At 75.8% G+C, this 26,704-nt stretch carries 18 protein-coding genes and 1 pseudogene; 17 read left to right on the top strand and 2 right to left on the bottom strand.

Translation table 11 applies throughout. The features are described from left to right. The first annotated feature begins 6 nt into the window (after window positions 1-6). A complete protein-coding gene (locus ACFCX4_RS10430) occupies window positions 7-4,671 on the top strand; it encodes an SAV_2336 N-terminal domain-related protein (protein WP_376140452.1) in 4,665 nt (1,554 codons plus the stop codon). 40 nt (window positions 4,672-4,711) lie between these two features. Here ACFCX4_RS10430 and ACFCX4_RS10425 read toward each other — a convergent pair whose 3' ends face one another. After that, on the bottom strand, window positions 4,712-5,401 hold the full coding sequence (locus ACFCX4_RS10425; protein WP_376140450.1) for a TNT domain-containing protein: 690 nt from the start codon (window positions 5,399-5,401) through the stop codon (window positions 4,712-4,714). A gap of 249 nt (window positions 5,402-5,650) precedes the next feature. Between ACFCX4_RS10425 and ACFCX4_RS10420 the strand changes: the two genes are divergently transcribed. The 12 genes and pseudogenes from ACFCX4_RS10420 (at window position 5,651) to ACFCX4_RS10365 (ending at window position 19,946) form a co-directional block, all read left to right on the top strand. Continuing rightward, window positions 5,651-6,148, top strand: a complete 498-nt coding sequence (locus ACFCX4_RS10420; RefSeq protein ID WP_376140448.1) for a hypothetical protein — start codon at window positions 5,651-5,653, stop codon at window positions 6,146-6,148. Window positions 6,149-6,311: 163 nt separating this feature from the next. Then, on the top strand, window positions 6,312-7,040 hold the full coding sequence (locus tag ACFCX4_RS10415; RefSeq protein WP_376140446.1) for a dienelactone hydrolase family protein: 729 nt from the start codon (window positions 6,312-6,314) through the stop codon (window positions 7,038-7,040). A gap of 85 nt (window positions 7,041-7,125) precedes the next feature. Beyond that, window positions 7,126-8,556: a phytoene desaturase family protein gene (locus tag ACFCX4_RS10410; protein ID WP_376140444.1), complete on the top strand. Its 1,431-nt coding sequence runs from the start codon at window positions 7,126-7,128 to the stop codon at window positions 8,554-8,556. Between the two features lie 229 nt (window positions 8,557-8,785). Continuing rightward, window positions 8,786-10,390 (top strand): annotated as a pseudogene (locus ACFCX4_RS10405) (AMP-binding protein); the annotation flags it as partial. Next, the gene (locus tag ACFCX4_RS10400; protein WP_376140477.1) at window positions 10,385-10,834 is read left to right on the top strand and encodes an acyl-CoA thioesterase; all 450 of its coding nucleotides are present in this window, start codon (window positions 10,385-10,387) and stop codon (window positions 10,832-10,834) included. The pseudogene ACFCX4_RS10405 and the gene ACFCX4_RS10400, both read left to right, overlap by 6 nt. After that, entirely contained in the window at window positions 10,831-13,188 is a 2,358-nt protein-coding gene (locus ACFCX4_RS10395; RefSeq protein WP_376140442.1) for an FAD-dependent monooxygenase, read from the top strand. The genes ACFCX4_RS10400 and ACFCX4_RS10395 overlap by 4 nt, the downstream gene beginning before the upstream one ends. After that, window positions 13,185-14,216: a carbon-nitrogen hydrolase family protein gene (locus tag ACFCX4_RS10390; RefSeq protein WP_376140440.1), complete on the top strand. Its 1,032-nt coding sequence runs from the start codon at window positions 13,185-13,187 to the stop codon at window positions 14,214-14,216. Before ACFCX4_RS10395 ends, ACFCX4_RS10390 begins: the two co-directional genes overlap by 4 nt. Then, the gene (locus ACFCX4_RS10385) at window positions 14,213-15,337 is read left to right on the top strand and encodes a cupin domain-containing protein (protein WP_376140438.1); all 1,125 of its coding nucleotides are present in this window, start codon (window positions 14,213-14,215) and stop codon (window positions 15,335-15,337) included. The genes ACFCX4_RS10390 and ACFCX4_RS10385 overlap by 4 nt, the downstream gene beginning before the upstream one ends. 16 nt (window positions 15,338-15,353) lie before the next feature. After that, window positions 15,354-16,313, top strand: coding sequence for a fumarylacetoacetate hydrolase family protein (locus ACFCX4_RS10380; protein WP_376140436.1), 960 nt, complete (start codon window positions 15,354-15,356; stop codon window positions 16,311-16,313). A 29-nt stretch (window positions 16,314-16,342) separates the two neighbouring features. Continuing rightward, window positions 16,343-17,104: an Asp/Glu racemase gene (locus ACFCX4_RS10375; protein ID WP_376140434.1), complete on the top strand. Its 762-nt coding sequence runs from the start codon at window positions 16,343-16,345 to the stop codon at window positions 17,102-17,104. 254 nt (window positions 17,105-17,358) lie between these two features. Further along, the gene (locus tag ACFCX4_RS10370; protein WP_376140432.1) at window positions 17,359-18,246 is read left to right on the top strand and encodes a PaaX family transcriptional regulator C-terminal domain-containing protein; all 888 of its coding nucleotides are present in this window, start codon (window positions 17,359-17,361) and stop codon (window positions 18,244-18,246) included. Continuing rightward, the gene (locus tag ACFCX4_RS10365) at window positions 18,243-19,946 is read left to right on the top strand and encodes an amidohydrolase (protein WP_376140430.1); all 1,704 of its coding nucleotides are present in this window, start codon (window positions 18,243-18,245) and stop codon (window positions 19,944-19,946) included. The genes ACFCX4_RS10370 and ACFCX4_RS10365 overlap by 4 nt, the downstream gene beginning before the upstream one ends. A 47-nt stretch (window positions 19,947-19,993) precedes the next feature. Here the strand turns inward: ACFCX4_RS10365 and ACFCX4_RS10360 are convergent, their stop codons facing one another. Beyond that, on the bottom strand, window positions 19,994-20,527 hold the full coding sequence (locus ACFCX4_RS10360; protein ID WP_376140475.1) for a hypothetical protein: 534 nt from the start codon (window positions 20,525-20,527) through the stop codon (window positions 19,994-19,996). Between the two features lie 261 nt (window positions 20,528-20,788). Between ACFCX4_RS10360 and ACFCX4_RS10355 the strand changes: the two genes are divergently transcribed. The 4 genes from ACFCX4_RS10355 (at window position 20,789) to ACFCX4_RS10340 (ending at window position 26,339) form a co-directional block, all read left to right on the top strand. Further along, window positions 20,789-22,054 carry a cytochrome P450 gene (locus tag ACFCX4_RS10355; RefSeq protein WP_376140428.1) on the top strand — a complete coding sequence of 422 codons (1,266 nt, stop codon included), beginning with the start codon at window positions 20,789-20,791 and terminating at the stop codon, window positions 22,052-22,054. 47 nt (window positions 22,055-22,101) lie between these two features. Then, complete coding sequence (locus ACFCX4_RS10350) at window positions 22,102-22,641, top strand: GNAT family N-acetyltransferase (protein WP_376140426.1); 540 nt, start codon at window positions 22,102-22,104, stop codon at window positions 22,639-22,641. A gap of 37 nt (window positions 22,642-22,678) precedes the next feature. Further along, a protein-coding gene (locus tag ACFCX4_RS10345; RefSeq protein ID WP_376140424.1) for an IS5 family transposase occupies window positions 22,679-23,558 on the top strand; the annotation gives its coding sequence in 2 pieces (ribosomal slippage) (window positions 22,679-23,031 and window positions 23,030-23,558; 882 coding nt in all). A 591-nt stretch (window positions 23,559-24,149) separates the two neighbouring features. After that, window positions 24,150-26,339, top strand: a complete 2,190-nt coding sequence (locus ACFCX4_RS10340) for a beta-propeller fold lactonase family protein (protein WP_376140421.1) — start codon at window positions 24,150-24,152, stop codon at window positions 26,337-26,339. Window positions 26,340-26,704: the final 365 nt, after the last annotated feature.

Raw genomic sequence — 26,704 nt, 5'->3', positions numbered from 1 at the left:
CGGGCCATGACCCCGTCCGCCCAGGAAGGCCTGAGGGCCGCGCTCGCCGGTCTGCTCGCCCCCGCGGACGGCGGGGCTCCGACGCCGGACGACCTCGCGGACGTCCTGTACATCGCGGGACTGGCCGGTCTCGGCCCGGCGCCGGCCCCCGGGGAGGTGCCGCCGCCCGCCGGAGGCGGGGAGCCGTCGGCCGTCGACGGCGCGCAGTCCGCGGAGCAGGCCCTTCCGGACTCCTCGCCGCACCGTTCCGGGACCCGCTCGGAGGAGCACGGGCTGACCGTCGGACCGCGGGCCTTGTTCTACCAGCACGGCGGTGTTCCCGGGGCCGGTGGCGCCACCGGCCCCGGGAACGGCGGCCCGGGCGGCGGCCACACCGTCCTGGTCACCCAGCCCACCGCGCTCGACGGCTCGCTCGACCTCGCCCGGGCGCTGCGGCCGCTGCGACGGCTGGTCGACGCCCCGGGGCGGTCGGCCCTCGACGAGGAGGCGACCGCCGAGGCCAGCGCCGAGGCGAACTTCCCCGTCCCCGTCCACAGCCCCGGCCGGCGGCCGTCGTTCTCGGTCGACCTGCTGGTGGACACCGGCGTCACCATGGCGGTCTGGTACCGGCTGGCCGGCGAGCTGTACGCCCTGCTGGAGCGGCACGGGGCCTTCGCCGACGTCCGCGGCTGGGCGCTCGGCACCGACGGGGAGGTCCCCACGCTCGCGCGGTTCCGCCGGCTGCGCCGCTGCCGGCCGGCCCCCCGCCCCACCACCGCGGCGGACTGGGCGCGCCCGCTGAAGGACCCGGCCGGCCGCCGGATCCTGCTCGTCCTGACCGACGGCGTCGGACCGGCCTGGTACGGGGACGCGCTGCCCGGCTTCCTGGCCGCCGCCGTGACCGCCCGGCCGACGGCGGTGCTCCAGGTGCTGCCCCGGCGCCTGTGGCACCGCACCGCCCTGCGCACGCTGCCCGTGGAGGCACGCGCGTCCGGCGTCAACCGGCCGATCCCCGAGTTCCGCTCGGAGGCCGCGCTCCCAGGGATCCCGCGCGGTGCCCGGGGCGCCGAGGAGCGGGCGCGGGTCCGCTGGCTGCCCGTCCTGGAGGTCGCCGCCGACTGGCTCGCCCCGTGGGCCGGACTCACCTCCGGCCGTGCCTCCGGCTGGACCCCGATGCTGGCCTCCCCGATCGACGGCGTACCGCGCCCGCCGCGGCCGACCGGCCCCGCGGAGGACCAGACCGGCCCCGCCGAGCGCGTCTCCCGCTTCCGGGCCGGCAGCTCGCCGACGGCGTACCGGCTGACCTGCCACCTGGCGGCGGCACCGCTGAGCCTGCCGGTGATGCGGCTGGTCCAGCGGGCCACCGTGCCGGAGTCCGGCCAGACGGACCTCGCGGAGCTGTTCGTCTCCGGCCTGCTGGAACCCCGCGGCGGGTCCACCGAGGACCCCGACGAGCAGGTCTACGACTTCCGGCCCGGGGTGCGCGACGAACTCCTCGCCGAGCTGACCCGTGCCGAGTCCGTCCACGTGCTGGCCCACGTCCTCGCCAAGGTGTCCGGCCGGGTCGCGGCGACCTTCGGCGGGACGCTGGACTTCCGTGCGCTCGCCACGGCCGGCGGGGCCGGCGCCCCGTTGCCGGAGCAGAGCCTGCCGTTCGCGGAGGTCGCGGTGGCGGTGCTGGCGGGTGCGGGCGGGCGGTACAAGGAGGTGGCGGCGCGGCTCGCCGAGGCGGTCGAACGGACGCCGTCCGGGGTGCCGGACGCTTCGAACCCCACGGGCGGCTCGGATGCGTCGGGCACCTCGGGCGCGCCGGAGGAGGCCGGGCTGCCGGAGACGTCGGACGATCCCGGCCGACCGGTGCTCAGACGCGACCTGCTGACCCCGGTGCCGCCCGTCAAGAGCCCGCCCGACCCGCCGGCGGTGATCGGCCGGCGCCGCGAACTGGCGGTACTGGCGGACGCCCTGTCGCCCGGCCGGCCGGAGGAGTCCCGGCCGGACCGGCCGACCCTGGTGGTCCTCGCCGGGGCCGACGGAACGGGGCGCCGGCGGCTCGTCCAGGAGTACGTCCGCGAGCACGGCGCGCGCCACTCGTTCGTCCACTGGGTGGACATGCGCCGGCCCGGCGTCCTGGAACTGAGGTTCCGGCAGCTCTGGGACGCCCTCTCCCCGGACGGCTCCCCGTTCACCGAGGCCTCGCTCGACCGGCTGTGGGCACAGCTGGCCCGGCACCGGGACTGGCTCCTCGTCCTCGACGGCGTGCCGAGGGGGGCCTGGGCGGACGGCTTCGAGCTCCCCTTCTTCCTCCCCCGGCACGGCCGGGGCGGCGTCGTCGTCACCACCGGGACGGTCGGCTCCTGGCGGCACCCGGTGGCCCGGATCGTCCCGGTGCGACCGCTCGGGGAGGACGAGGTGTTCGAGGAGCTGACGAAGCGGCTGGGCGGGATGCACGACCCCGGGAACCCCCAGCAGGAGCGCGCCCTCCGGCGTCTGGCCCAGCGGCTGCCGCGCGTCCCGGACCTGCTGGCCGCACGCGACCTGGACGCCGAGGTGGCGGCAGCGCTGACCGACGGCGCCGCCGCGCCCGACCCCCGGGACGACGCCCCCGGGAGCTCCGCCGACGGGGCCGCCGGCCGGACCGGCGCCGTGGAGCACCGGACCACCCAGTTCGGGCTGACGACACCCCTGCCTCCCAGATCCGGCGTCTTCGTCGGCCGGGAGAAGGAACTCGCGGACCTGACCAGGTTCGTGGGGCCCGTCGACCGGGGCGCCCGGGGCTACCGCACGGCCCTGGTGTCCGGCCCTCCCGGCGTCGGGAAGTCCGAACTCGTCCTCCAGATCGCGGCCCGGGTCATGACGCACGGCTGGTACCCCGGTGGGGTCATGTACCTCGATCTGGCGGGCAACGGCACGCGTTCCCCGCTCACCGCCCAGCAGGCGCTGACCGTCCTGCTGCGCGCCCTCGGGGTCGCACCGGCGGCCGTCCCGACGGGTCCGGAGGACCGGCTCGTCCTCTACCGGAACTGTCTGATCTCGCTCTCCCGGCAGGACGGGCCCGTCCTGCTGGTCCTCGACAACGCGGCGAGCGCCGCCCAGGTCCGGCCGCTGCTCCCGGTGGGCGGCACCGTCACCGCCCTCGTCAGCGCCCGGAGCACACTGTCGCTCGACGCACTGCTGTACGACGTCGGTGTGCTCTCCACCGAGGACTCGGTCGCGCTGCTGGACCAGCGCCTGCGGTGGCTCCGGGGGAACGACGGGCGCATCGCCGAGGCACCCGACCGGGCCCGGGCCCTCGCCGAGCTGTGCGACGGGCTGCCGCTGGCCCTCACCATCTGCGCCGACCTGCTGGCCGACAGCCCCGGCCGTCCGCCCGCGTCCCTGGTCGACCGGCTGACCGACCCCCGCTCCCGCCTCGACGGACTCGGCCGCGAGGGCCGGAGCGTACGGGCGGCCCTGGCCTCGCACGTCCGGCAGCTCCCGGACGGCGAGGCCCGTCTGTTCCGCCTGCTGGCCGCCTTCCCGCACCGGGTGGTGACCACCGAGGCCGCGGCCCGCCTCGCCGATCTGGACGCGTCCACGGCGGAGGACCTGCTGGGGAGGCTGGCCCTCACCCATCTCGTCGACGCCCCCACCTGGGGACAGTGGCGGCTCCGTCCGCTCATCGCACTGCTCGCGACCGAGCTGGGCAACGCGTACACCGGGGAACGCGCGGAGGCCGTCGGCCGCCTGCTCGCGCACTACCGCTCGATGCTGGAGGCCGCGCTGGCGGACCTCGGCCCGGGGCCCTCCGCCACGCGCTCCCGCCCCTCGGGGGGCGTCCTCTCCTGGCTGGAGGCGGAACGGCCGGTCCTGGTCCCGCTGATCCGGCACGCCGCCCTGCACTCCGGCACCGGCGCCGCCCTCGCCCTGGCGGCGCCGCTGACGACCCTCCTGGCCCGCGGCCGGCGCTTCGCCGACCTGGCCGGGGTGGTGCGCGACGTGCTCCCCGCCCTGCGCCGGGAGGAGGACCCGGCGGGCACGGCGGGGTTCCTGCGCGGCCTCCGGTCCGAGATCGACCGCGAGCGGAACCGGCCCGGCACCGTCGTCACCACGGGCGAACGGACGGCCCTCGCCGATCTGTCCGAGCTGCTCGGGCGCGGCCGGCCGGCGGAGTCGGTGCACCTGGCCGTCCACGTGAGCGTGGGTGTCCCCGCGCACGCCCGCACGGTGGCGGCGATCCTGCGCGGCGCCCTGGGCGCCCCGGCCGGAACCGCCCGGACGGCGGGTGACGGGCCGGACCACCTGCTGCACGTCCACGGATCGGCCGACGACCTCGCGACCGCCGGGAGCGTCATCACGTACCTGTGCGAACGCCTGGAGGCCCAGCAGGTCCGGCGCCGGACCACGGTCTACCTGGCCCTCCTCTCCGGGGCCGGGGCCGAAGCCGGGGCCGGGGCCGACCACGGACCGTGGACCCGGGAACTGATCCGGCGGGCGGCCCTCGCGGTGAACCTGCCGGAGGATCCCCCGGTGGTGGTCGCCGTCGACCCGGCCGTACTCGGCCTGCTGGGCGACGAGGTGGCCGCCGGGTTCACCGCCGTGCCCGGCCGACAGCCGGATCCGGGCGGCGGGACGACACTCCACGTGTACACGGGCGACGCCCTCGTCCTCGCCCACCGCCTCGCCCACCCCGCCGGGCCGGCCGACGGCGGCTGAGCGGGGCGGGCGGGGCGGGGGCCGCGCGGCGGAGAGCGGGTCAGGCGTCGAGACAGGTGGCGCTGCTCCTGGCCTCCAGGTAGCCGTGCTTCACCAGGTTGGTGACGGAGAAGCGGTCCGAGCCCAGGTCGACCGGCTTGAGCCGATCGTTCAGGTACTGCTGGACCCCGTCGCCGGGCTGGGCGAAGGCGGAGGCGATGCGGCCCTGCTCGGCGTCGAACTGCTTGAGCACGACGTAGCAGTGGTAGCTGTCCTCCTCCGCCCCCGTCGCGCCGGGGACCGGGTTGAGGCTGTCCGGCGGGAGGGCCCGCTTCGGGAACGAGGTGCCCGCCCGGGAGAGGTAGCGGCCGTCCGGGGAACCGAAGCGGTCGAGCCTGGTGTCCACCGCGATCCTGGTGTCGGCCCGGTCGACCGAGCCGTCGACGTCGCGGAAGCCGTCGTCGCCCGGGTACTTCCAGTCGAGGCCGTCGCGGTACCAGGAGAGGAACTGTCCCGGCCGCAGGCCGCCGAAGCGGGCGTAGCCGTCGAGCAGGTGCCCGAGGTTGCCCGGCAGCGTCTTCGGGCCCAACTCCTTGAAGCCGCAGTAGTACTTGGCCAGGTCGTCGGCGGTCGGACGGTACTGCTCGCGGGGGCATTCGGCGGCGTCGGCGGACGCGCTCTGGACGCCGACCGTGCCGGTCGCCAGCAGGGCCGCGGCCAGGGCGAGGGCCGCGAGGTTACGGGAGCGCATGGGGATGTGTCCTCCGGGGGGTGGGTGGGGAGGGACGCGGGCCGGGCACCGTTGTGGCCGGCGGGACGCAACGGACCGATCGACACCGGAAGTTACACGGCACCGCACCGTCGGTTCGCGGACGAAACGCCTCCCCGGAGGCCGTTCACCCGTTCAGCGCGGGGGCGTGGCCCAGGCCCGCGCGCTCCGCTGTCGGTGGCACCTGATCCACTGTGCGTGCACCGGGACCACCGAACAGAGGAGCCGTCCATGGGCGTGCTGACCGACTACTTCCGCGCGGCCGGGGACGCCGTCGTCGTCACCGCGGTCGAAGGCGACGAGGGCGATCCGCTGGTCGGGGGCGCGCACCCGGTGTTCGACGGCGTGGAGGCCAAGGGCGTGGACCCGGACGTCGTCCTGGGCCAACTGATCGCCAGCGTCCGCCGGGTGGCCTGGCGGACCGACCTCGCCGGAACCACTCCGGTCTGGCCGGCCACGCCCCCGCCCGGCCGCGAGGGCCCGGCCGACGAGGACGATCCCTGGGCGACCGGGCCGTGGGTCGTACGGCTCGGCCGCACGGCGCGGGACACCCTGGCGGACCTGCCGGCCGCCGACCTGCCGGACGTCTGCGACCGGTGGGCCGAGGCGGCGGACGAACTGTCCGACGAGGACGGCGAGGAGCTGCGGCCGCTGGTCGAGGAGCTGTCCGCGCTCGCCCGCCGCGCCCGGGAGGCGGACGAGGACCTCTACTGCTGGATCTGCCTGTAGACCGGGGGCCGGGCGCGGCGCACCCGCCGCCCGCCCATTGCGCACGGCCGGCCATTGCGCCCGGCCGGCCCCCGGCATACGTTCGTTCACGCCGGGAACCGCCGGTGGCACCGGCGTTCCCGAGCGGACCCAGGAAGGAAGATCCGCCATTCCCCTCTCGACGGTGCAGATCCCCACCGCGGCCGGTCCGGCCGACGGCTTCCTCGCCCTCCCCGACGACGGCGGGCGGCACCCCGGGGTGCTGATGTACCCGGACGCGTTCGGCGACCGGCCCGCCCTGCGGGAACTCGCGCGCGAACTCGCCGGGCACGGTTACGCCGTGCTCGTGCCCAACGTCTTCCACCGGCACGGCCCGGCGCCGGTGACCGGGCTTCCGGCGCACATCGACGCCGGGACCCGCCCCGCGCTGCTGGCCCGGCTGATGCCGCTGATCGAGGCGCACACCCCCGACCGCGTCCTGAGCGACGCCGACGACTTCCTCGCCTTCCTCGCCGGCCGGCCGGAGGTGCGGCCCGGAGCGGTCGCGGTGACCGGGTACTGCTTCGGCGGCCTCCTGGCGATGCGCACCGCCGCGGCGCACCCCGGGCGGGTGGCCGCCGTCGCCGGCTTCCACGGACCCGTCGGCGCCACCGGGGACGACCTGCACCGCCTCCTCTCCGCGATCACCGCCGAGGTCCACCTCGGCCACGCGGCGGGCGACCTGACGCCGGAGGCGCTCGGCGGGCTCAACCTGGCGCTCGCGGCCGCGGGCGTGGTGCACACCTCCGAGATCTACCCCGGCACCGTCCACGGGTTCACCATGTCCGACACCGACGCCTTCGACCCCGCCGGGCTCCGGCTCCACTGGGACCGGCTGCTGCCCCTCCTCCGCCGGAGCCTCACCGACGGCTGACGCTCCTCCGCACCGGGAGCGCAGGCACCGCCGCGCGGCCGGGCCCGGCGGGCGCGGCGGCCGGGGTGTGCGGGATGCTGGTCCCATGAGTACCGCGGTGGTGGTCGGCGGCGGGCCGAACGGGCTCGCCGCCGCCGTCCGGCTGGCGCTGGCCGGGGTCCGGGTGACGGTGCTGGAGGCCGCCGCGGAGGCCGGCGGCGGGGCGCGCAGCGGCGAGGCGGTCGTGCCGGGGCTGCTGCACGACCACTGCTCGGCCGTGCACCCGATGACGGCCGGCTCGCCGTTCCTGCGGGGTCTCGGCCTGGAGCGGTTCGGGCTGGAGTTCCGGCTGCCCGAGGTGGACTGCGCGCACCCGCTGGACGACGGCACGGCCGGCGTCCTGCACCGCTCGGTCGCCGAGACCGCCGCCGGGCTCGGCGGGGCGGACGGCGCGCGCTGGCGGCGGCTGTTCGAGGGGCCGGTCGCGGGGTACGACCGGCTCGCCGACGACCTGATGCGCCCGTTGGCGCGGCCCCCCCGCCACCCGCTGCGGCTCGCCCGGTTCGGACTGCCCGCGCTGCTCCCGGCCGACGTCCTGGCCCGGACGTTCAGCGGCGAACGGGCGCGGGCCCTGTTCGGCGGCGCGGCGGCGCACGCGTTCCGGCCACTGGACCGGCCGCTCAGCGCGGCGGTCGGACTGGGGCTGCTGACCGCCGGGCACCGGCACGGCTGGGCGGTCGCGGCGGGCGGCTCGGGGGCGATCAGCCGGGCGCTGGTGGCACTGCTCGCCGAGCTGGGCGGCACCGTCGAGACCGGTGTCCGGGTCGGCTCCCCGGACCGGATCCCGCCCGCCGACCTGGTGCTGTACGACCTCGCGCCCTGTGCCGTCGCCGGCATCCTCGGCGACCGGCTGCCGCCCCGGGTGTCCCGCGCCTACCGCCGCTTCCGGCACGGGCCCGGCGCCTTCAAGGTCGACTTCGCCGTCCAGGCCGGGGTGCCCTGGACGGCCGGGCCCGCCCGCCGGGCCGGCACCGTCCACCTCGGCGGCACCTTCGCGGAGATCGCCGCCACCGAACGCGCCGTCGCGGCGGGCCGGATGCCGGACCGGCCGTTCGTCCTGGTCGGCCAGCAGTACCTGGCCGACCCCGGGCGGTCGGTGGGCGACGTGCACCCGGTGTGGAGCTACGCCCATGTGCCGCACGGCTACGACGGCGATGCCACCGAGGCGGTCGTCGGGCAGATCGAGCGCTTCGCCCCCGGCTTCCGGGAGCGCGTCGTCGGCCTCGCCGTCCGCGCTCCGGCCGGGTTCGCCGCGGACAACCCGAACTTCGTCGGCGGCGACATCATGACCGGCGCCGAGGACGTCCGCCGGCTCCTGTTCGGCCCCCGGCCCACCCTGCACCCCTACGCCACCGGGGTGCCCGGCCACTACCTCTGCTCCGCCGCCACCCCGCCCGGTCCGGGCGTGCACGGGATGTGCGGCGCCAACGCCGCCGAGGCGGCGCTGGCCTTCCTCGCCGGCCGGACCCGCCGCTGAGCCGCTGAGCCGCTGAGCCACCGCACTGCCGGGGCGCGCGGTGTCCGGCCGGTGGCGCGGCCGCTCGCGCCCCGCCCGCTCCCGCCGATCCCACCCGCCCCCGCTCCCGGCGGCGCAGCACCGGCCCCGGCCGGGAGCGTCACCCGGATGTTTGTATAGCTCTCTTGACTGGCGTCACCGAAGCGCGATACTTGCCTCACTCCCGCTCGCCCGATGAGGTGGCCCGCCCATGGAGCTCTCTCCCTCTGCGCACGTGGACACGTTCTGTCGCGACAACCTTCCGCCGTTCGACCAGTGGCCCGAACTCATCTTCGAATTACCGGAGTTGGCCTATCCCGACCGGCTCAACTGCGCCCATGAACTGCTCGACGCGACAATCGGGCGGTACGGCGCGCACCGCCGCTGCCTGGTCACACCGGGCGGCGCGTGGACGTACGGCGAGCTGCGTGAGCACGCCGACGCGGTGGCCCGGCTGCTGACCGGGCGGCTCGGGATCGTACCGGGCAACCGGGTGCTGCTCCGCGGCCCCAACGCGCCCTGGCTGGTGGCCTGTTGGCTCGGAGTACTGAAGGCGGGCGGGGTGGCCGTGGCCACCGTGCCACTGCTGCGGTCGGGCGAGCTGAGCACCGTGCACGAGATCGCCCGGCCGGTCGTCGCCCTCTGCGACGAGCGCTTCCTGAGCGAGCTGGAACGGGCCGCCACGCCCGGCCTCACCGTCGTGCCCTACGGCCCCGCCGGCCCCGCGGGCCTGGCCCCGGGCGCCCCCTTCCAGGCCGTCGCCACCGCCGCCGACGACGTCGCCCTGATCGCCTTCACCTCCGGCACCACCGGCCGCCCCAAAGCCACCCTGCACTTCCACCGCGACGTGCTCGCCAACGCCGACACCTTCTCCCGCCACCTGCTCCGCCCGACCCCCGACGACCTCTTCGGCGGCACCCCGCCGCTCGCCTTCACCTTCGGACTCGGCGGCCTGGTGGTCTTCCCGCTGCGGGCCGGCGCCGCCGCCCTGCTGCTGGAGCAGACCGGCCCCGAACAGCTCGCCGAGCAGGTCCGGCGGCACGGCGTCAGCGTGCTGTTCACCGCGCCGACGGCCTACCGGGCGATCCTCGCCGCCGGGCTGGCCGGCCGGCTCGCGGGCGTACGGCGCTGCGTGTCGGCCGGTGAGCACCTGCCGGCGAGCGTCTGGGAGGCGTTCCGGGCGGCGACCGGACAGCGGCTGATCAACGGCATCGGGGCCACCGAGCTGCTGCACGTGTTCATCTCCGCCGCGGACGACGCCGTCCGCCCCGGCGCGACCGGACTCCCGGTGCCCGGCTACCGGGCCGCGATACTGGACGACCGGGGCCGGCCGCTGCCCGACGGGCAACCCGGACGGCTCGCCGTCAAGGGCCCGACCGGCTGCCGCTACCTGCGGGACGAGCGCCAGCGCGAGTACGTCCGGGACGGCTGGAACCTCACCGGTGACACCTGTGTCCGCGACGCCGACGGCTACTTCTGGTACCAGGCGCGCACCGACGACATGATCGTCTCGGCCGGCTACAACATCGCCGGACCCGAGGTGGAACAGGCGCTCACCGAGCATCCGGACGTCGTGGACTGCGCCGTCGTCGGGGCGCCGGACCAGCGGCGGGGCACCGTGGTGAAGGCGTACGTGGTGCTCCGCGCGGGGGTGGCGGCGGGGCCGGGGACCGTCCAGGAGCTCCAGGACCACGTCAAGCGCGCCATCGCGCCCTACAAGTACCCCCGCGCGGTGGAGTTCGTCGCCCGGCTGCCGCGCACCGCGACCGGGAAGCTGGCACGCGCCGAACTGCGGCGGCACGCCGCCGGGGTGGCTGCGGCGCCCGCCGCGGCGGACGCCCGCCCGGCCCCGGCCAGCGTGAGCACCGAGCGGCGGGTCGAGTGGTCGGACACCGACGCGGCCGGGCACTACCACTTCTCCGCCGTCCAGCGCTGGGCCGAGGCGGCGGAGGCGACACTGCTGCGCCGGCTGGGCCTGGACGGGCTGTTCGGGCGGATCCCCCGGGTGCACTTCGAGGCCGACTACCGCGAGCGGCTCTGGTTCGGCGACGTGGTCCGCACCGAGCTGCGGGTCGAGCGGGTCGGCGGCTCCTCGCTGCACTACGCCTTCGAGGTGCACGGGCCGCACGGCCTGGCGGCCAGCGGGCGGATGTCGGTGGTGCACTCCGCGCCGCACGAGCGGAGCGCCGAGCCGTGGCCGGAGCCGGTGCGCCGCGCGCTGGCCGCCGCGGGCCGGCAGGAGCCGGAGGTGATCCGGTGACCGGCGGGCGCGGAACCGCCGGGCGGATCGCGGTGATCGGCGGCGGCCCGGGCGGGCTCTACTTCGCCGCGCTGGCCAAGCGGCTGGACCCGGGGCGCGAGATCACCGTCTTCGAACGGGACGGCCGCGAGGACGGGTACGGCTTCGGGGTGGTCTTCTCCGACGAGACCCTGGACGGCATCGCGGACGCCGACCCCCGGGTGTTCGCCGCGATGAGCGCGGAGTTCGCCCGCTGGAGCGACATCGACGTCCGCTACGCCGGCCAGGTCCGCACCTGCGGCGGACACGGCTTCGCCGCCCTCGACCGCAACCGGCTGCGCACGATCCTGCAGCGCCGCTGCGCGGAGCTGGCGGTGGACGTCCGCTACCGCACGCCCGCGCCGCCGGCCGCCCGGCTCGCCGAGCAGTACGACCTGGTGGTCGCCGCGGACGGCGTCCACTCGTCGACCCGGGCCGCGTTCGCCGCGGCCTTCCGGCCGGAGCTCGACGAGCGGCACTGCCGGTACATGTGGCTCGCCACCGACCGGGTCCTCGACGCGTTCACCTTCGTCGTCGAGCGCTTCGACTTCGGCGTGCTGCAGGTGCACGCCTACCCGTACAGCGCCGCGCGGTCGACGTTCATCGTGGAGGCCGCCGAGGACGTCTGGCGGCGGGCGGGGTTCGAGGCCCTCGCCGCCCGGGAGTTCGCGCGCGGCGAGAGCGACACCGCGAGCGTCCGGCGCTGCGCGGAACTGCTCGCCGGCCACCTGGACGGGCACCGGCTGATCCCGAACGCCTCGCGCTGGATCCGGTTCACCACGGTGCGCAACGCGACCTGGCGGCACCGGAACGTGGTGCTGCTCGGCGACGCGGCGCACACCGCGCACTTCTCGATCGGCTCGGGCACCAAACTGGCGCTGGAGGACGCCCTGGCACTGGCCGCGAGCCTGCGCGAACAGCCCACCGTGGCCGACGCGGCGGCGGCCTACGAGGCGCAGCGGCGGCCGGTGGTGGAGTCCGCCCAGCGGGCCGCGCAGGCGAGCCTGGAGTGGTTCGAGGGCGTCGGCCGGCGGACCGGTCAGGCCCCGGACCGGTTCGCGTTCAACCTGCTGACCCGAAGCCGCCGGGTCACCTACGGCGGCCTGCGGGCCCGGGACCCCGGGTTCGTCGAGGCGGTGGACGCCGCGTCCGGGGGCGGCTCCGGTGTCCGGCAGGGGCCGCCGATGTTCCGGCCGCTGAAGCTGGCCGCCCTGGAGTTGCGCAACCGGGTGGTGGTGCCGCCGCTGGCCACCTTCACGGCCGTCGACGCGCTGCCGAGCGCGTTCGACCGGGCGCAGCTGACCGGGCACGCGCTGGGCGGCGCCGGGCTGGTGATCGCCGGGATGACGGCCGTCTCGCCGGAGGGCCTGATCGCCGGCTGCCCCGGGCTGTGGAGCGACCGGCAGGAGGCGGCCTGGCGCGAACTCCTGGACTCCGTCCGGGCGGTGAACGACACGCCGGTCGGGATCCAGCTGACCCACGCCGGCCGCCGGGCCTCGCCCGCGGGGCGGGGCGAGCTCCTGGCGGCCTCGCCGCTGCCGTGGCTCCCGGACGGCCCGCCGCCGCACGAGGCGGCCCCGGCCCGGCTCGCCGCCGTCGCCGCGGCCTTCGCGGCGGCGGCCGGGCGGGCGGCCCGCGCCGGCTTCGACGCGCTGGAGCTGCAGTTCGGCCACGGCCACCTGGTCTCCGGCTTCCTGTCGCCGCTGACCAACCGGCGCGCCGACCGCTACGGCGGCCCGCTCGCCCACCGGCTGCGGCTGCCGCTGGAGGTGCTGGCGGCGGTCCGGGCGGTGTGGCCGGCCGGGCGGCCGCTGCTGGTGCGGATCTCGGCGGCCGACTGGGCGCCGGGCGGCACCACCGAGGCGGAGGCCGTCGTGATCTGCCGGGCGCTCGCGGACGGCGGCGCCGACGCGGTGGACGTCTCCACCGGCGAGGTGGTGGCGCACGAGCGGCCGCCGTACGGGCGCGGATACCAGACGCCGTTCGCCGAGCTGGTGCGCGCCGCGACCGGCCTGCCCACCGTCGCCGTCGGCGCGGTCTCCCACCACGACGACGTCAACTCGGTGCTGCTGGCCGGGCGGGCCGACCTCGTGGCGGTCGGCCGGGCACAGCTGTACGACCCGCTGTGGACGCTGCACGCGGCCGCCGAGCAGGGGTACGAGGGGCCCGGCGCCCGCTGGCCCGAACCCTGGGCGGCGGGCAGCCGCCGGCCGCCGGGGCCCGCCGCCGACCGGGTGGCCCCCCGGCTGCGGCTGGTGCCCGAGCCGGACCCGCCGGTGCACCGGCGCTGGCGGCCGGGACAGGACCGTCCGGACCGATCCGAGGAGCAACGATGACCGAGCCGACGACCGGCCCCGTGGCCGCCGCCCTGCGGCTGCCCCGGTTCACCGCCGCCGCCGTCCAGACCGCCCCCGTCTACCTGGACACCGACGCGACCATCGACAAGGCCGTCGCGCTGGTCCACGAGGCGGCCGCGAACGGCGCGTCGCTGGTGGTCCTCCCCGAGGCGTTCGTCCCCGGCTACCCCTACTGGAACTGGACGATGACCCCGGTGCAGGGCTCGCCCTGGTACGAGCGCCTGTACCGGGCCTCGGTGGACGTGCCGGGCCCGCACGTGGACGCGCTGCGCGCCGCCGCCCGGCGGGCCGGCGTGGTGCTGGTGATCGGGGTCAACGAGCGCGGCCCGCACAGCCTCGGGGCGCTGTACAACACCCTGCTGACCATCGGCCACGACGGCGAACTGCTCGGCGTGCACCGCAAACTGGTGCCCACCTGGGCCGAGAAGCTGACCTGGACGCCCGGCGACGGCAGTTCGCTGCTGGTCCACCGCACGGCCGTCGGGCCGCTCGGCGCGCTCGCCTGCGGCGAGAACACCAACCCGCTGGCCCGCTTCACCCTCCTCGCCCGGGGCGAACTCGTGCACGCCGCCGCCTACATCGCACTGCCCGTCGCCCCCGAGGACTACGACATGGCGGAGGCGATCGCGCTGCGCGCCGCCGCGCACTGCTTCGAGGGCAAGGTCTTCACGGTGGTCTCCTGCTCGACGCTCTCCCCGGAGATCGCCGCGGAGATCGCCGGGGAGGACGCGGAACTGCGCGCGCGGCTCGCCCGCCCCCGCAGCGCGCTCTCCGGGATCTTCGGCCCCGACGGACGCCCGGTCACCGAGCCGCTGGTGGACGAGGAGGGCATCGTCTACGCGGAGATCGACCTCGGCCGCTGCGTCCGGCCCAAGCAGATGCACGACATCCTCGGCCACTACAACCGCTTCGACGTCTTCCGGCTGCACGTGGACGACCGCCCGCTGCGGCCGCTCACGCCCGTCCGGGAACCCCCGCAGCAGCAGCCCCCGCAGGAGGAGCGATGACCGACCAGCAGGACTTCGACGACGACCGGATCGGCCGGGCCAGGGTCACCGACAGTCCGGAACTCACCGCGTACTACCAGGAACTGGAGAAGGCCGACGCCGGTGCGCTGTGGACCGTGGCGAACGAGATCGAGCCGTGGTACCCGCAGCCGAGGTCGGTGCCGGTGCTCTGGCGCTACGCCGACCTGCGCCCGCTGGTCCGCAGGGCGCTCCCGCTGGTCCGGGCCGACGACGCCGGCCGCCGGGTGGTCATGCTGGTCAACCCCGGCCGCCGCGAACTCAGCGCCGCCGTCGGACTCCTGTACACCGGCCTGCAGATCATGGGCCCCGGCGAGGCGATGACCGCGCACCGCCACCAGGCCGCCGCGCTGCGCTTCGTCCACGAGGGCACCGGCGCCTGGACGGTCGTCGACGGCCAGAAGCTCCGGGTCGGCCCCCGGGACTTCGCGATCACCCCCAACAACACCTGGCACGAGCACGGCAACGAGTCGGACGACGCCCCGGTGATCTGGCAGGACGGCCTGGACATCCCGCTGGTCAACATGCTCGACGCCAACTTCTACGAGGTGCACCCGGACCTCCACCAGCGGCCCGGCCCGGTGGTGAACTCCTCGCTGCTCAGCTACGGCGGCAACCTGCTGCCGTACGGCTCGGAGAAGTGGAGCCGGCCCTTTTCCCCGCTGCTCGGCTGGCCCTGGGAGCCCAGCTACGACGCGCTCACCCGGCTCGCCCGCGCCACCGGCGGATCGCCGTACGACGGCGTGATCATGGAGTACACCAACCCGGTCACCGGCGGCCCGGTGATGCCCACCATGGGCGCCCACCTCCAGCTGCTGCGCCCCGGGCAGGCCACCCGGGCGCACCGGCACACCGGTTCGGTGGTGTACACCGCGGCCAAGGGGCGCGGCGTCTCGGTGGTCGCCGGGCGCCGCTTCGCGTGGCAGCAGGGCGACATCTTCGTGGTGCCCTCCTGGGCCTGGCACGAGCACGAGAACCTCGACCCCGGCGAGGACGCCTGCCTGTTCTCCTTCAACGACTTCCCGGTGATGCACGCGCTCGGGCTGTACCGCGAGGAGGCCCACCCGGCGAACGACGGGCACCAGCCCACCACCACCCCGTGACCAGGAGCCCGTACCCGTGAAGCTGTTGACCTACCGCCTCCCCGGCAGCGCCGGGCCCGCCGCCCCGGGGGACACCGCCCCGGGGGACGCCACCGCCGGCACCGGCCCGCCGCGGCTCGGCGCCCTGCTCGACGGCGACCTGGTCGCCGACCTGTCCGCACTCGCCGCGGCCACCGGTGCCGACCTGCCCGGCGACCTGCTGGAACTGATCCGCGCCGGGGAACCCGCCCTGGCCACCGCGCGGGCGCTGCTCGGCGCAGCGCCGCGGCACCCCGCGGCGGTGCGCCCGCTCGCCGACGTGGTGCTGAGCGCCCCGCTGCGCCCGGGCAAGATCGTCGGCGTCGGCCTCAACTACGTCGAGCACGTCGCCGAGTCGCACCGGACCCTGGACACCGGCCAGGAACCACCGGACCGCCCGGTGCTGTTCTGCAAGCCGTCCACCGCCGTCACCGGCCCCGGCGGGCCGATCCGGCACAACGGCGACCTCACCGGGCAGCTCGACTGGGAGTGCGAACTCGCCGTCGTCATCGGCGCCCCCGCCTTCCGGGTGAGCGAGGCCGACGCCCGGCGGCACGTCTTCGGCTACAGCATCGTCAACGACGTGAGCGCCCGCGACCAGCGCCGCTCCGGCCAGTGGTTCTTCTCCAAGGGCCAGGACAGCTTCGCGCCGTTCGGCCCGGTCGTGGTGACCGCCGACGAGATCCCCGACCCCCAGCGGCTGGACCTCTCGCTGCGGGTCAACGGCGAACTGCGGCAGGACTCCAACACCCGCCACATGCTGTTCGGCATCGCCCGGCTGATCGCCGACATCTCCTCCGGCGTCACCCTGGAGGCCGGGGACGTGATCGCCACCGGCTCGCCGCCGGGCGTCGGCGCCGCGATGGTTCCCCCCTGCTTCCTGCGGCCCGGCGACCTCGTCGAGGCCACCATCGAGGGCATCGGCACCCTGGCCAACCCGGTGATCGACGCCCGCTGACCCCGACCACGGAAGGAGGCGCTCCCCCGATGGCCATGACCTACCGGATCGGCCAGATCGTCCCGAGCTCCAACGTCACCATGGAGACCGAGATCCCCGCCCTGCTGCGCGCCCGCGAGCGGGTGGCGCCCGAACGGTTCACCTTCCACTCCAGCCGGATGCGGATGACCCGGGTCACCCCCGAACAGCTGCGTGCCATGGACGCCGAGTCCGACCGGTGCGCGGCCGAGCTCGCGGACGCCCGGGTCGACGTGCTGGGCTACGCCTGCCTGGTCGCCGTGATGAGCGCCGGCCCGGGCCACCACCGGGAGGCCGAGCGGCGGCTGCACCGGCGCACCGAGGAGAACGGCGCCGCCGCACCCGTGGTCACCAGCGCCGGCGCGCTGGTGGCCGGGCTGCACGCGCTCGGCGCGCGGAAGGTGGCCGTGGTCACCCCCTACCTGCGGCCGCTGGCCCGCACCGTCGTCGACTACCTGGGCCACGAGGGCATCGAGGTGCTCGACTTCGCGGCCCTGGAGATCCCCGACAACCTCGACGTCGCCGCCCACGACCCGGCGAAGCTGCCGGCCATCGCGGCCGGGCTGGCCCACGACCGGGCCGACGCGGTGGTGCTGTCGGCGTGCGTGCAACTGCCCTCGCTCGGGGCGATCGAGGAGGCCGAGCAGCGGCTCGGCAAGCCGGTCGTCTCGGCGGCCGTCTGCACCGCGCACCAGCTGCTGCGCGCGCTCGGCCTGCCGGCCCACGCCCCCGGCGCCGGGCACCTGCTCTCCGGCGCCTTCGCGGAGACCTGACCGTTCGCGGAGACCTGACCGGAGGACCTGACAGGGAGACCTGACCGGAGGCGGCACCGGCGGTTCCGGAGGGCCGACGCCGCCGGTGCCGCCCCGCGCTGCCCGCCCCGCACGGACCCGGACTACGCGGCCCCGGACTACGCGGCCCCGGGCCGGGCGGGCCGCCTCCGCGCGGGGCGGCACCGTCCGGGGCACCGCCGGTATGATCACCGGCAGCTGCCGGGAGCAGGTCCACCATGACGGGGAGGTCCGCCGTGACGGAGCACACCGCCCGGCCGAGCTCACTGATCCACACCGTCTACGGCGAGTTCGTGCGCCGCCTGGGCGGCTGGATATCGATCGCCGACCTGATCGCCCTGATGGCCGAGCTGGACGTCGACGCCCCCGCCGTCCGCTCCGCCATCTCCCGGCTCAAGAAGGCCGGCACCCTGCTCCAGGAACGCCGGGACGGCACCGGAACCGGGGCCGCCGGCGGCGCCGGGACCGGCTACCGGCTGGCTCCCGCGATGGACCCGGTGTTCGAGGAGGGCGACCGCAGGATCTTCCACAGCCTGGAGCCCGCGGCCCTCTCCGACGGCTGGGTGGTCGCGGTCTTCTCGGTGCCCGAGTCCGCGCGCGCCCACCGGCACACCCTGCGCTCCCGGCTCAGCTGGCTCGGCTTCGGCAACGCCGCCCCCGGCGTCTGGCTGGCCCCGGCCCGGCTGCTGCCGGACGCCCGGCGGCTGCTGGAACGGCTCGGCCTGGACGGCTACGTCCACCTGTTCCTGTCCGCCGAGTACGCGGGCTTCACCGACCTGCGCGCGGCCGTCGCCGGCTGGTGGGACCTCCCCGCGATCGAGGCCCAGTACGCGGCCTTCACCGACGAGTGGCGGCCAGCCGCCGCCGGGCTGCCCGGGCGGGGCGCCGGTCCCGGTCCGGCGGCGGCGTTCCGCGCGTACGTCCCGATGCTCACCCAGTGGCGCCGGCTGCCCTACCTGGACCCCGGACTGCCCGAGCCGCTGCTGCCGGCCGACTGGAACGCCGTCGCGGCGCGGGCCGTCTTCACCGAACTGCACGCCCTGCTCGCCGGGCCGAGCCTGCGGCACGTCGAGCTGGTCACCGGTCTGTCCGCCGCCGGCCGCCGCCCCGAGGAGCCCCGATGACCCAGCCGCCCCGCAGCCCGCGCCCCATCCGCCCGGACACCACCTCCCACGACGGCGCCGCCCCGGACACCGCCGACCTGCTGGTGCGCGCCGCCGCCGTGCACACGCTCGTCCCGGGCGAGCCGCCGCAGCGAGCGATCGCCGTCACCGGCGGCCGGATCACCGCCCTCTCCGCCGACCCGCACGGCCTGGACGCGCTCGCCGGACCGGCCACCGGGATCGTCGACGCACCGGGAGCCACCGTGCTGCCCGCCTTCGACGACACCCACACCCATCTGATCCTCGCCGGGCACAGCGTGCACGGCGTCCCCGTCCACCGGGCCGCCGACCTCGCCGGTTTCCTCGCCCTGATCCGCGAACGGGCCGCCCGCACCCCGCCCGGCGACTGGATCCGCACCACCGTCAACTGGCAGGAGGTGAACCTGGCCGAACGGCGGCTGCCCACCACCGCGGAGCTGGACACGGCCACCGCCGCCCACCCGGTGCTGGTCCGCCGCGGTGCCTACAACATGGTGCTCAACTCGGCGGCACTGCGCCTCGCCGGGATCACCGCCGCCACCCCCGACCCGCCCGGCGGCGTGATCGAACGGGACCCGGACGGCCGGCTCACCGGACGCCTGGTCAACACGGCGACCGAACTCGCCGAGCGCGTCCTGCCGCGGCCCGGGCTCGCCGAACGGATCGACGGCCTGCGCGCCGCGTCCGCCGGCTACGCGGCCACCGGGATCGGCACCGTCCGTGACTGCCTGGTCCCGGTCGAGGACCTGGAGGTGCTGCGCGCCGCCCGCGCGGCGGGCGCGCTCGCCGTCCGGGTCCGGGCGCTGGTCTCCGGCTTCGCGGTCCGCACCCCCGGGGAGGTGGACGGGCTGCTGGACCGCGTCGAGGCCTGGCGCGCCGCCGGCCACGAGGACGACCGGCTCTCCGTCTGGGGCGTCAAGTTCGGCATCGACGGCGGCTTCGAGGCGGGCGCGCTGGAGGAGCCCTACGAGGGGCGGCCCTGCTACCACGGCCGGCTGCTGTGGGAGCAGGCGGACCTGGTGGAGGCCGTCGACCGGGTGGTCGCGCGCGGTCTGCGGGTCGGGGTGCACGCCTGGGGCGACCGCGGGCTGCGCACCCTGCTGGACGTCTTCGAGGAGGTGCTGGCACGGCGCCCCGGACTGCCCGCCGGCACCCTGGTGGTCGAGCACGGCGGGCTCGCCCGCGCCGGACAGCGGGCCCGGGCGATCGCCCTCGGCGTCCCGGTGACCGTCCAGCACCCGCTGCTGCACGACGGCGCGCTCGCCCAGCGGCTGACCTGGGGCGAGGAGCGCACCGGCGCGCTGTTCCCGCTCCGCGAGTGGCTCGACGAGGGTGCGCAGCTGGCCGCCGGCTCGGACTTCCCGGTCGGGCCCTACGGCGCGATGGTGTCCGTGTGGGGCATGACGACCCGCCGGACGGTGGCCGGGGTGCTCGGCGCCGGGCACGCGATCGGGCGCGCGGAGGCGATCGCCCTGCACACCGTGGCCGCCGCCCGGCTGACCGGCGAGAGCGGGCGGCGCGGCGTGCTGCGTCCGGGCGCGCTGGCCGACCTGACGCTGTGGCCGGCCGACCCGCTGACCTGCCCGGTCGAGGACCTGCGGGACCTGCTGCCCGACCGCACCCTGGTCGGCGGACGGACGGTGCACCCCGTCCGTCCCGAGCCCCCGGCCCCGGCGGGCTGACGGCCGGGGCACCGAGGACCGGGGCACCGACGACCGACCGGAGCGGTTCACGGCCCGGCGGGACGCACCTCCTGGAGCAGCCCCCAGGTGAAGTCCGCCGTGCAGGCCAGGGCCCGGCCCCCGGCGTCCGGGGCGGTGAAGTCCAGCCGGAACCGGGTCGGCGCACTGCCCTCGCGCGGCACCGCGGGCGGGAACGCACTGCCGAGGTCGGCCACCACGCAGCTCCAGGGCGTCAGGTCGGCGAGGGTGCGCAGCACCGGCGGCGGGGTGTCCGCCGCCCGTACCAGCCACGCGTTCAGCTCCGGCGCGCCGGCCCCGCCCGGCCCGGACAGGACCTCGAAGCGCAGCCCGGGCCAGAGCGGCAGCGCCCACTGGCGCGCGGTGCAGACGAGGTCCCCGATCCGGCGCGGCAGCGTCGCCTCCGGGGGCCCGAGCACGGCCGTGTACCGGCGCCCGCCGGAGGGGAAGCCCGGCGCGCGCACCATCGCCTGCCAGCGCTTGTTCGCCTCGCGCATCCCGGCCCGCGTCGCGCCCAGCCGGCGCACCGCCTCCTCGACCGGCTGCGGCTGGAAGTCCGCCATCCGGCGCAGCAGCACCAGCTGGAACTCCGTCACCCCGAACCCGTGAACCACCACCCGGGCAGGCTACCCGTCGCCCCCGCCGCGGGCGCGCGGCCGGGCGCGCGGTCCAGGATGCGATCGGGTGCGCGACGGGGCGCGCGCGGGCGCGGCCCTCCGGGAGCCGCGCAACACCGACGGCGCCCCTTCCCCCGCCACCCCGTGCGGTCGTACGGTCACAACCGGCCGACCGTTCTGCCCGCCGCTCCCCCTCCAGGAGTGCTCATGGAACCCCGTTGCCCCTACGCCCACACCCTCGACACCCTCGGCTCGGACCTCCACGCGGAGGCCGCCCACCTGCGCACCCACGGCCCTGCCGTCCGGGTCGGGCTCCCCGGCGGGGTGTCGGCCTGGTCGGTGACCCGTGCCGACGTCGCCCGACAGCTCCTGACCGGCAACCGGCTCGCCAAGAACGCCCGACGGCACTGGCCCGACTGGATCGAGGGGCGGGTCGGCCCCGACTGGCCGCTGGCCAGCTGGGTCGCGGTGGAGAGCATGTTCACCAGCGACGGCGCGGACCACCACCGCCTGCGCATGCTGACCGCGCCCGCATTCAGCCCCCGCCGGGTGGAGGCGCTGCGGCCCCGGGTGCGGGCGATCGTCGACACGCTGGTCGGGGCACTGCGCGCCGCCGCGCCCGGCGAGACGGTCGACCTGCACTCCAGGCTGTCCTACCCGCTGCCCACCACGCTGATCTGCGACCTGTTCGGCGTCCCCGAGGAGCAGCGTCCCGAGGTGCGCCGGGTGGTGGACGGCGTCCTGGAGACCGACGCCTCCCCCGAGCAGGCCAGGGCGGTGCTGGACGACCTGTTCGCGGCCATGGCGCGGCTGGCCGCCACCAAGCGGGAGTCGCCGGGCGACGACATGACCAGCGAGCTGATCGCCACCCGCGCCGCCGACGGCGACCGGCTGAGCGAGAAGGAGCTGGTCTCCACCCTGATCCTGATGATCGGCGCCGGGTCCGAGACCGCCGTCAACCTCATCGACCACACGGTGGCGCTGCTGCTGTCCCACCCGGGGCAGCTCGCCCTGATCCGTTCCGGCGGGGCGACGTGGCGCGATGCCATCGAGGAGTCGCTGCGGCTGGAGCCGCCGGTGATGCACCTGCCGATGTACTTCGCCGCCGAGGACGTCGACCTCGGCGAGGGGGTGCTGATCCGGGCCGGCGAGCCGGTCCTGTTCGCCTTCGGGGCGGCCGGCCGGGACCCCGGGCTGCACCCGGACCGGCCGGAGGACTTCGACCTCACCCGGGCCGACAAGACCCACCTGGCGTTCGGCCACGGCCGCCACTACTGCCTGGGGGCGGCGCTCGGCGTGATGGAGGCGGAGGAGGCGCTCGGTGCGCTGTTCGGCGCCTTCCCCGGCATCGAACTCGCGGTGCCGGAGGACCGGTTGCGCCCGCAGGAGTCGTTCATCGTGAACGCGCTGCGGGACCTCCCGGTCCGGCTGGAGCCCGCCGCCGGAGAGCGGGCCGCGGTGGCCGCCGGGTAGCGGGCCGCGGCCGGGCGGCTGTCGGTGGCGGGGGCTACCGTTCCGCCATGGACGAACCCACCCCCGCCGTACGGCTGGACCCGTGGTCCGAGCGGGACGCCGCGCTGCTGCGGGACCTCAACGCGCCGGAACTGACGGCCCACCTGGGCGGTCCGGAGACCGGGGAGCAACTGGAACGCCGTCACCTGCGCTACGTCCGGATGAGCTCCGGGGAGCCGAGCGCGGGGCGGATGTTCCGGATCGTGCTGCTGCCGGAGGGCGAACCGGCGGGCGGCATCGGTTTCTGGGACCGCTCCTGGGACGGCGGCACCGTCCACGAGACCGGCTGGACGGTGCTGCCGGGCTTCCAGGGCCGGGGCGTGGCGACGGCGGCCGCCCGCGAGGTGGTGGCGCGGGCCCGGGCCGCCGGACTCCGCCGGTACCTGCACGCCTTCCCCTCGGTGGACAATCCCGCCTCGAACGCGGTCTGCCGCCGGGCGGGCTTCGAACTGCTGGGGGAACGGGACTTCGAGTACCCGCCGGGCCGGCCGATGCGCTGCAACGACTGGCGGGCGGATCTCGGGCGGCCCCAGGGCGTGTCTCCTTGACGGGTTGAGCTGTTGATCGGATGTGTCTGTTCGATTGATGATCAGCGATGTGATGTGGGGCCGGATCGAGCCGTTGATGCCGGCCGATCCGGTCCGGGGACGGCGGTGGGCGGACCATCGCCGAACGCTGGAGGCGATCGCGTGGAAGTATCGGACGGGCGCGCCCTGGCGGAACCTGCCCGAGGAACTCGGCTCGTTCAAGACCGCTCATAAGCGACTGCTGCGCTGGGCGGCAGACGGCACGTGGGCCCGTGTCTTCGCTGCCGTCCTGGCGGCGGCGGACGCGGACGGCGACATCGGGTGGGCGGTCTCGGTGGACTCCACCGTCTGCCGGGCCCATCAGCACGCGGCCGGCGCCCGCAAAGGGCGACTTCGGCCGAGGCGAGCCCGCCGATCACGCGCTGGGACGCTCGCGCGGTGGCCTGAGCACCAAGGTGCACCTGGCCAGCGACTCTAACGCACGTCCACCCGCACTGGTCCTGACGGCCGGTCAGGCAGGCGACGCGCCCGCGTTCACCGCGGTGATGGCTGCCATCCGCGTACCGCGCGGCGATGGCGGGCGCCCGCGGACCCGGCCGGAGGTGGTGCTCGCCGACCGGGCCTACTCCTCGCGTGCGATCCGCGCCCACCTGCGCGAGCGTCGCGTGCGGACCGTGATCCCGCAGCCGGCCGACCAGGTCCGCCACCGTCGGCGGCGCGGCTCGATGGGCGGGAGGCCGCCGACGTTCGACCCGGAGGCGTACAAGGGACGCAACGCCGTGGAGCGGTGCATTGCCCGGCTCAAGCAGTGGCGCGGCCTGGCCATGCGGTGCGACAAGCTCGCCATCGCCTACCAGGACGCACTCCACCTCGCCGCGATCCTCACCTGGGTCCGGCGGTCAACGACTCTCGGCGATCGACCGCCACCCAGCACGTGATCGCGAACTACGCGCCAGTGCTACTGGGCGCCGTACGCACGGGGACAGGCGGGGCAACTGAAGGACTCCGCAGGGCTCCCGCGTGTGAGCACCTGAAGGCAGCGGTCTCGCGCAACCGGTCCGTGCTCGCTGCCACCTCCCGCGTCAGGGGCGGTTTTGCGCCTGCCGGCACCGCGCGGGTTCGTGGCGCACGGCCAGGCCCGCACGGGCCCTGCGCGGCACCGCGGACGGCAAGGGGAGTGCCGGGGTGCGTCGCGGGGTGATTCTCGGCGGTCACGGACCACACCGGGAAGTGGCGGGCGGAAGGCGGCGGCCGGCAGGGTGCTCGGGTGCGGTTCTGGAGTGGGTGTGGTGTGCGCCGGGTGCGCCGGTCGTGAACGCGCCATGTCCACCGGTTCCCGGCACGGGACCGTCCGCTTGCCCGGAGACTGTGGGGGACGGCCGCACACGCGGCCTTCCCCTGCGAGGGGAAGGCGAACTGTTCTACAGTGATTGGGAGTTGAGCCCCAGTCCCGCGTGAATCGGTGTGTTGTGCGCTGCGTTCCGGCGGGCCGCCGGAACGGTTCGTGCTACCAGGAGGGGAAACGTCCCATGCTCTTGAGCACCGCATCCGCCACCTCACGGACAGCCGGTCACCGGTTGCGCCGCCGCATCGCGGCACTGGCCGCCGGCACACTGGTCGGCGCCCTGACCGTCGTCGGGGCCGTGGCTCCGGCCCGGGCCGTGACACCGGTGACCCACGCGCAGGTGTACGTCGCCAACGGCGGCAACAACACCGTCAGCGTCTACGACACGGTCACCCACGCGAGCGTGGCCACGGCCGCGGTCGGCAGCGGCCCCTTCGAGGTGGCCGCCAACCCGCAGGGCAGCGAGGTCTACGTCACCAACCTCAACTCCGGGACGGTCTCGGTGATCGACACCGCGACCGTCACGGTGACGCACACCATCACCGTCGGCGCGGGTCCCGCCGCGACCGCGTTCACCCCGAACGGCGCCACCGCCTACGTGTCGAACGCCAACGCCGGGACCATCTCCGTGATCGACACGGCCAGCCACACCGTGACCGGCACCATCACGGTCGGCTCTTCCCCGCGCGACCTCGCGGTCACCCCCAACGGCGCCACCCTCTACGCCGCCAACCGCACCGCCAACCTGGTCGACGTGATCGACACCGCCACGAACACCATCACCACGACCGTCCCGGTCGGCACCAGCCCGGTCGGCCTGGCGATCGCCCCGAACGGCTCGACCGTCTACGTCGGCAACGGCACTGCGGCGTCCGTCTCGGTGATCTCCACCAGCACGAACACGGTCACCGCGACCATCACGGCGGGCAGCGTCCCCAACGCCGTGGCCATCACCCCGAACGGCACCACCGCCTACGTCCCGAACTTTGGCTCCGGCACGGTCAGCGTCATCGCGACGGCGACCAACACCGTGGCCGCCACGATCAGCACCGGCGCGGGCCCCGCGAACGCCGCGATCGACTCGTCCGGCGCGACGGCCTACGTCACCAACCTGGGCGGCAACACCGTCTCGGTGATCGACACGGCGACCAACATCGTCACGGCGACCCTGACCGGCTACTCCGCACCGCGCGGGATCGCGGTGGTGGACGTGGCCCAGCCCGTGGTCGGCGCCCTGAGCCCGACCTCGGGCCCCGACGCCGGCGGCACCGTGGTGACGATCACCGGAACCGGCTTCACCGGCGTCGCCTCCGTGTCCTTCGGTGCCACCCCGGCCGCCTCGTTCACGGTGGACAGCGACACCCGGATCACCGCCACCGCCCCGGCCCACGCCGCCGCGACGGTGGACGTCACGGTGGGCAAGACCGCGGGCGCCAGCGCCACCAGCCCGGCCGACCAGTACACCTTCCTCCCGCCCCCGAACGCGGACCTGGCCACCGCGGTCACGGACTCGGTGGACCCGGCCGCCCTCGGTGACACCTACACCTACACCCAGACCGTCACCAACAACGGCGCCGACACCGCGACCGGCGTCACCTCGACGCTGACCCTGTCCGGCGCGGCGGCGGCGATCGTCTCCGCCACCACCTCGCAGGGCTCCTGCACCGTGTCCGCCCCGACGGTGTCCTGCGCGCTCGGCACCCTGGCCAACGCCGCCTCCGCCACCATCACGGTGACGGTCGAGCCGCAGGCCACCGGCACGGTGACCGCCACCGGCACCACCACCTCGGCCGTCGGTGACACCACCCCGGCCAACAACACCGCGGCGCAGAGCACCACCGTCAACAACGGCCACGGCTGCACCATCACCGGCACGGCCGGCAACGACACCCTCAACGGCACCAACGGCAACGACGTGATCTGCGGCCTCGGCGGCAACGACACCATCAACGGCGGGAACGGCAACGACACCATCTACGCCGGAGCCGGCGACGACACCGTCGACGGCGGCAACGGCGACGACACCCTCTACGGCGGCGACGGCGACGACGCGATGGGCGGCGGCAACGGCGCCGACTACCTCTACGGCGAGGCCGGCAACGACACCAACTACGGCGAGACCCTTCTCGGCTCCCTCCTCTACCTGTTCGACAACGGCAACGACCACATCTACGGCGGCCCCGGCAACGACGACCTCGACGGCCAGAACGGCAACGACGTCCTGGTCGACCACGACGGCACCGACATCATGAGCGGCGGGCTCGGCAACGACTCCATCGACGTCCAGGACGGCACCGGCGGCGACACCGCCAACGGCGGCCTCGGCACCGACACCTGCACCGTCGACCCGGGCGACACCACCAGCAGCTGCTGACACCCGGTCGGCACATGTCACCAGCTACACGGCGCAGGGGCCGCAGGCATTCGCCTGCGGCCCCTGTGGTGTGCACGGGATCAGATCCCTTTCCGAATCCAGTCAGCATTCAAAGGTGCCGGCCAGCGAATCGCTACACCAGGGAGACAAGCCCCAGGGCGTGTCTTGTGGATCTTGTCGGACAGGCCGCGGCGTTGGGGTGCGTGCATCGCAAGGCGGAGGAGGGAGCCACTGCGGAGCATTGGCGACCGACGACAACGCGGCGAGGTGCGTGCCCCAACGCCGCGGGCCCGGCAGTGATCCACAAGAGACGCCCTAGGGCGTCCCGGACCCGGAGGCGGGGCCGGGACGCCCCGGCGCGGTGG

It is taken from the genome of Kitasatospora sp. NPDC056327 (assembly GCF_042261735.1).
Taxonomy (GTDB): Bacteria; Actinomycetota; Actinomycetes; order Streptomycetales; family Streptomycetaceae; genus Kitasatospora.
Note: the sequence above shows the minus strand (reverse complement) of the source record. Positions and strands in the feature narration are given on the sequence as shown.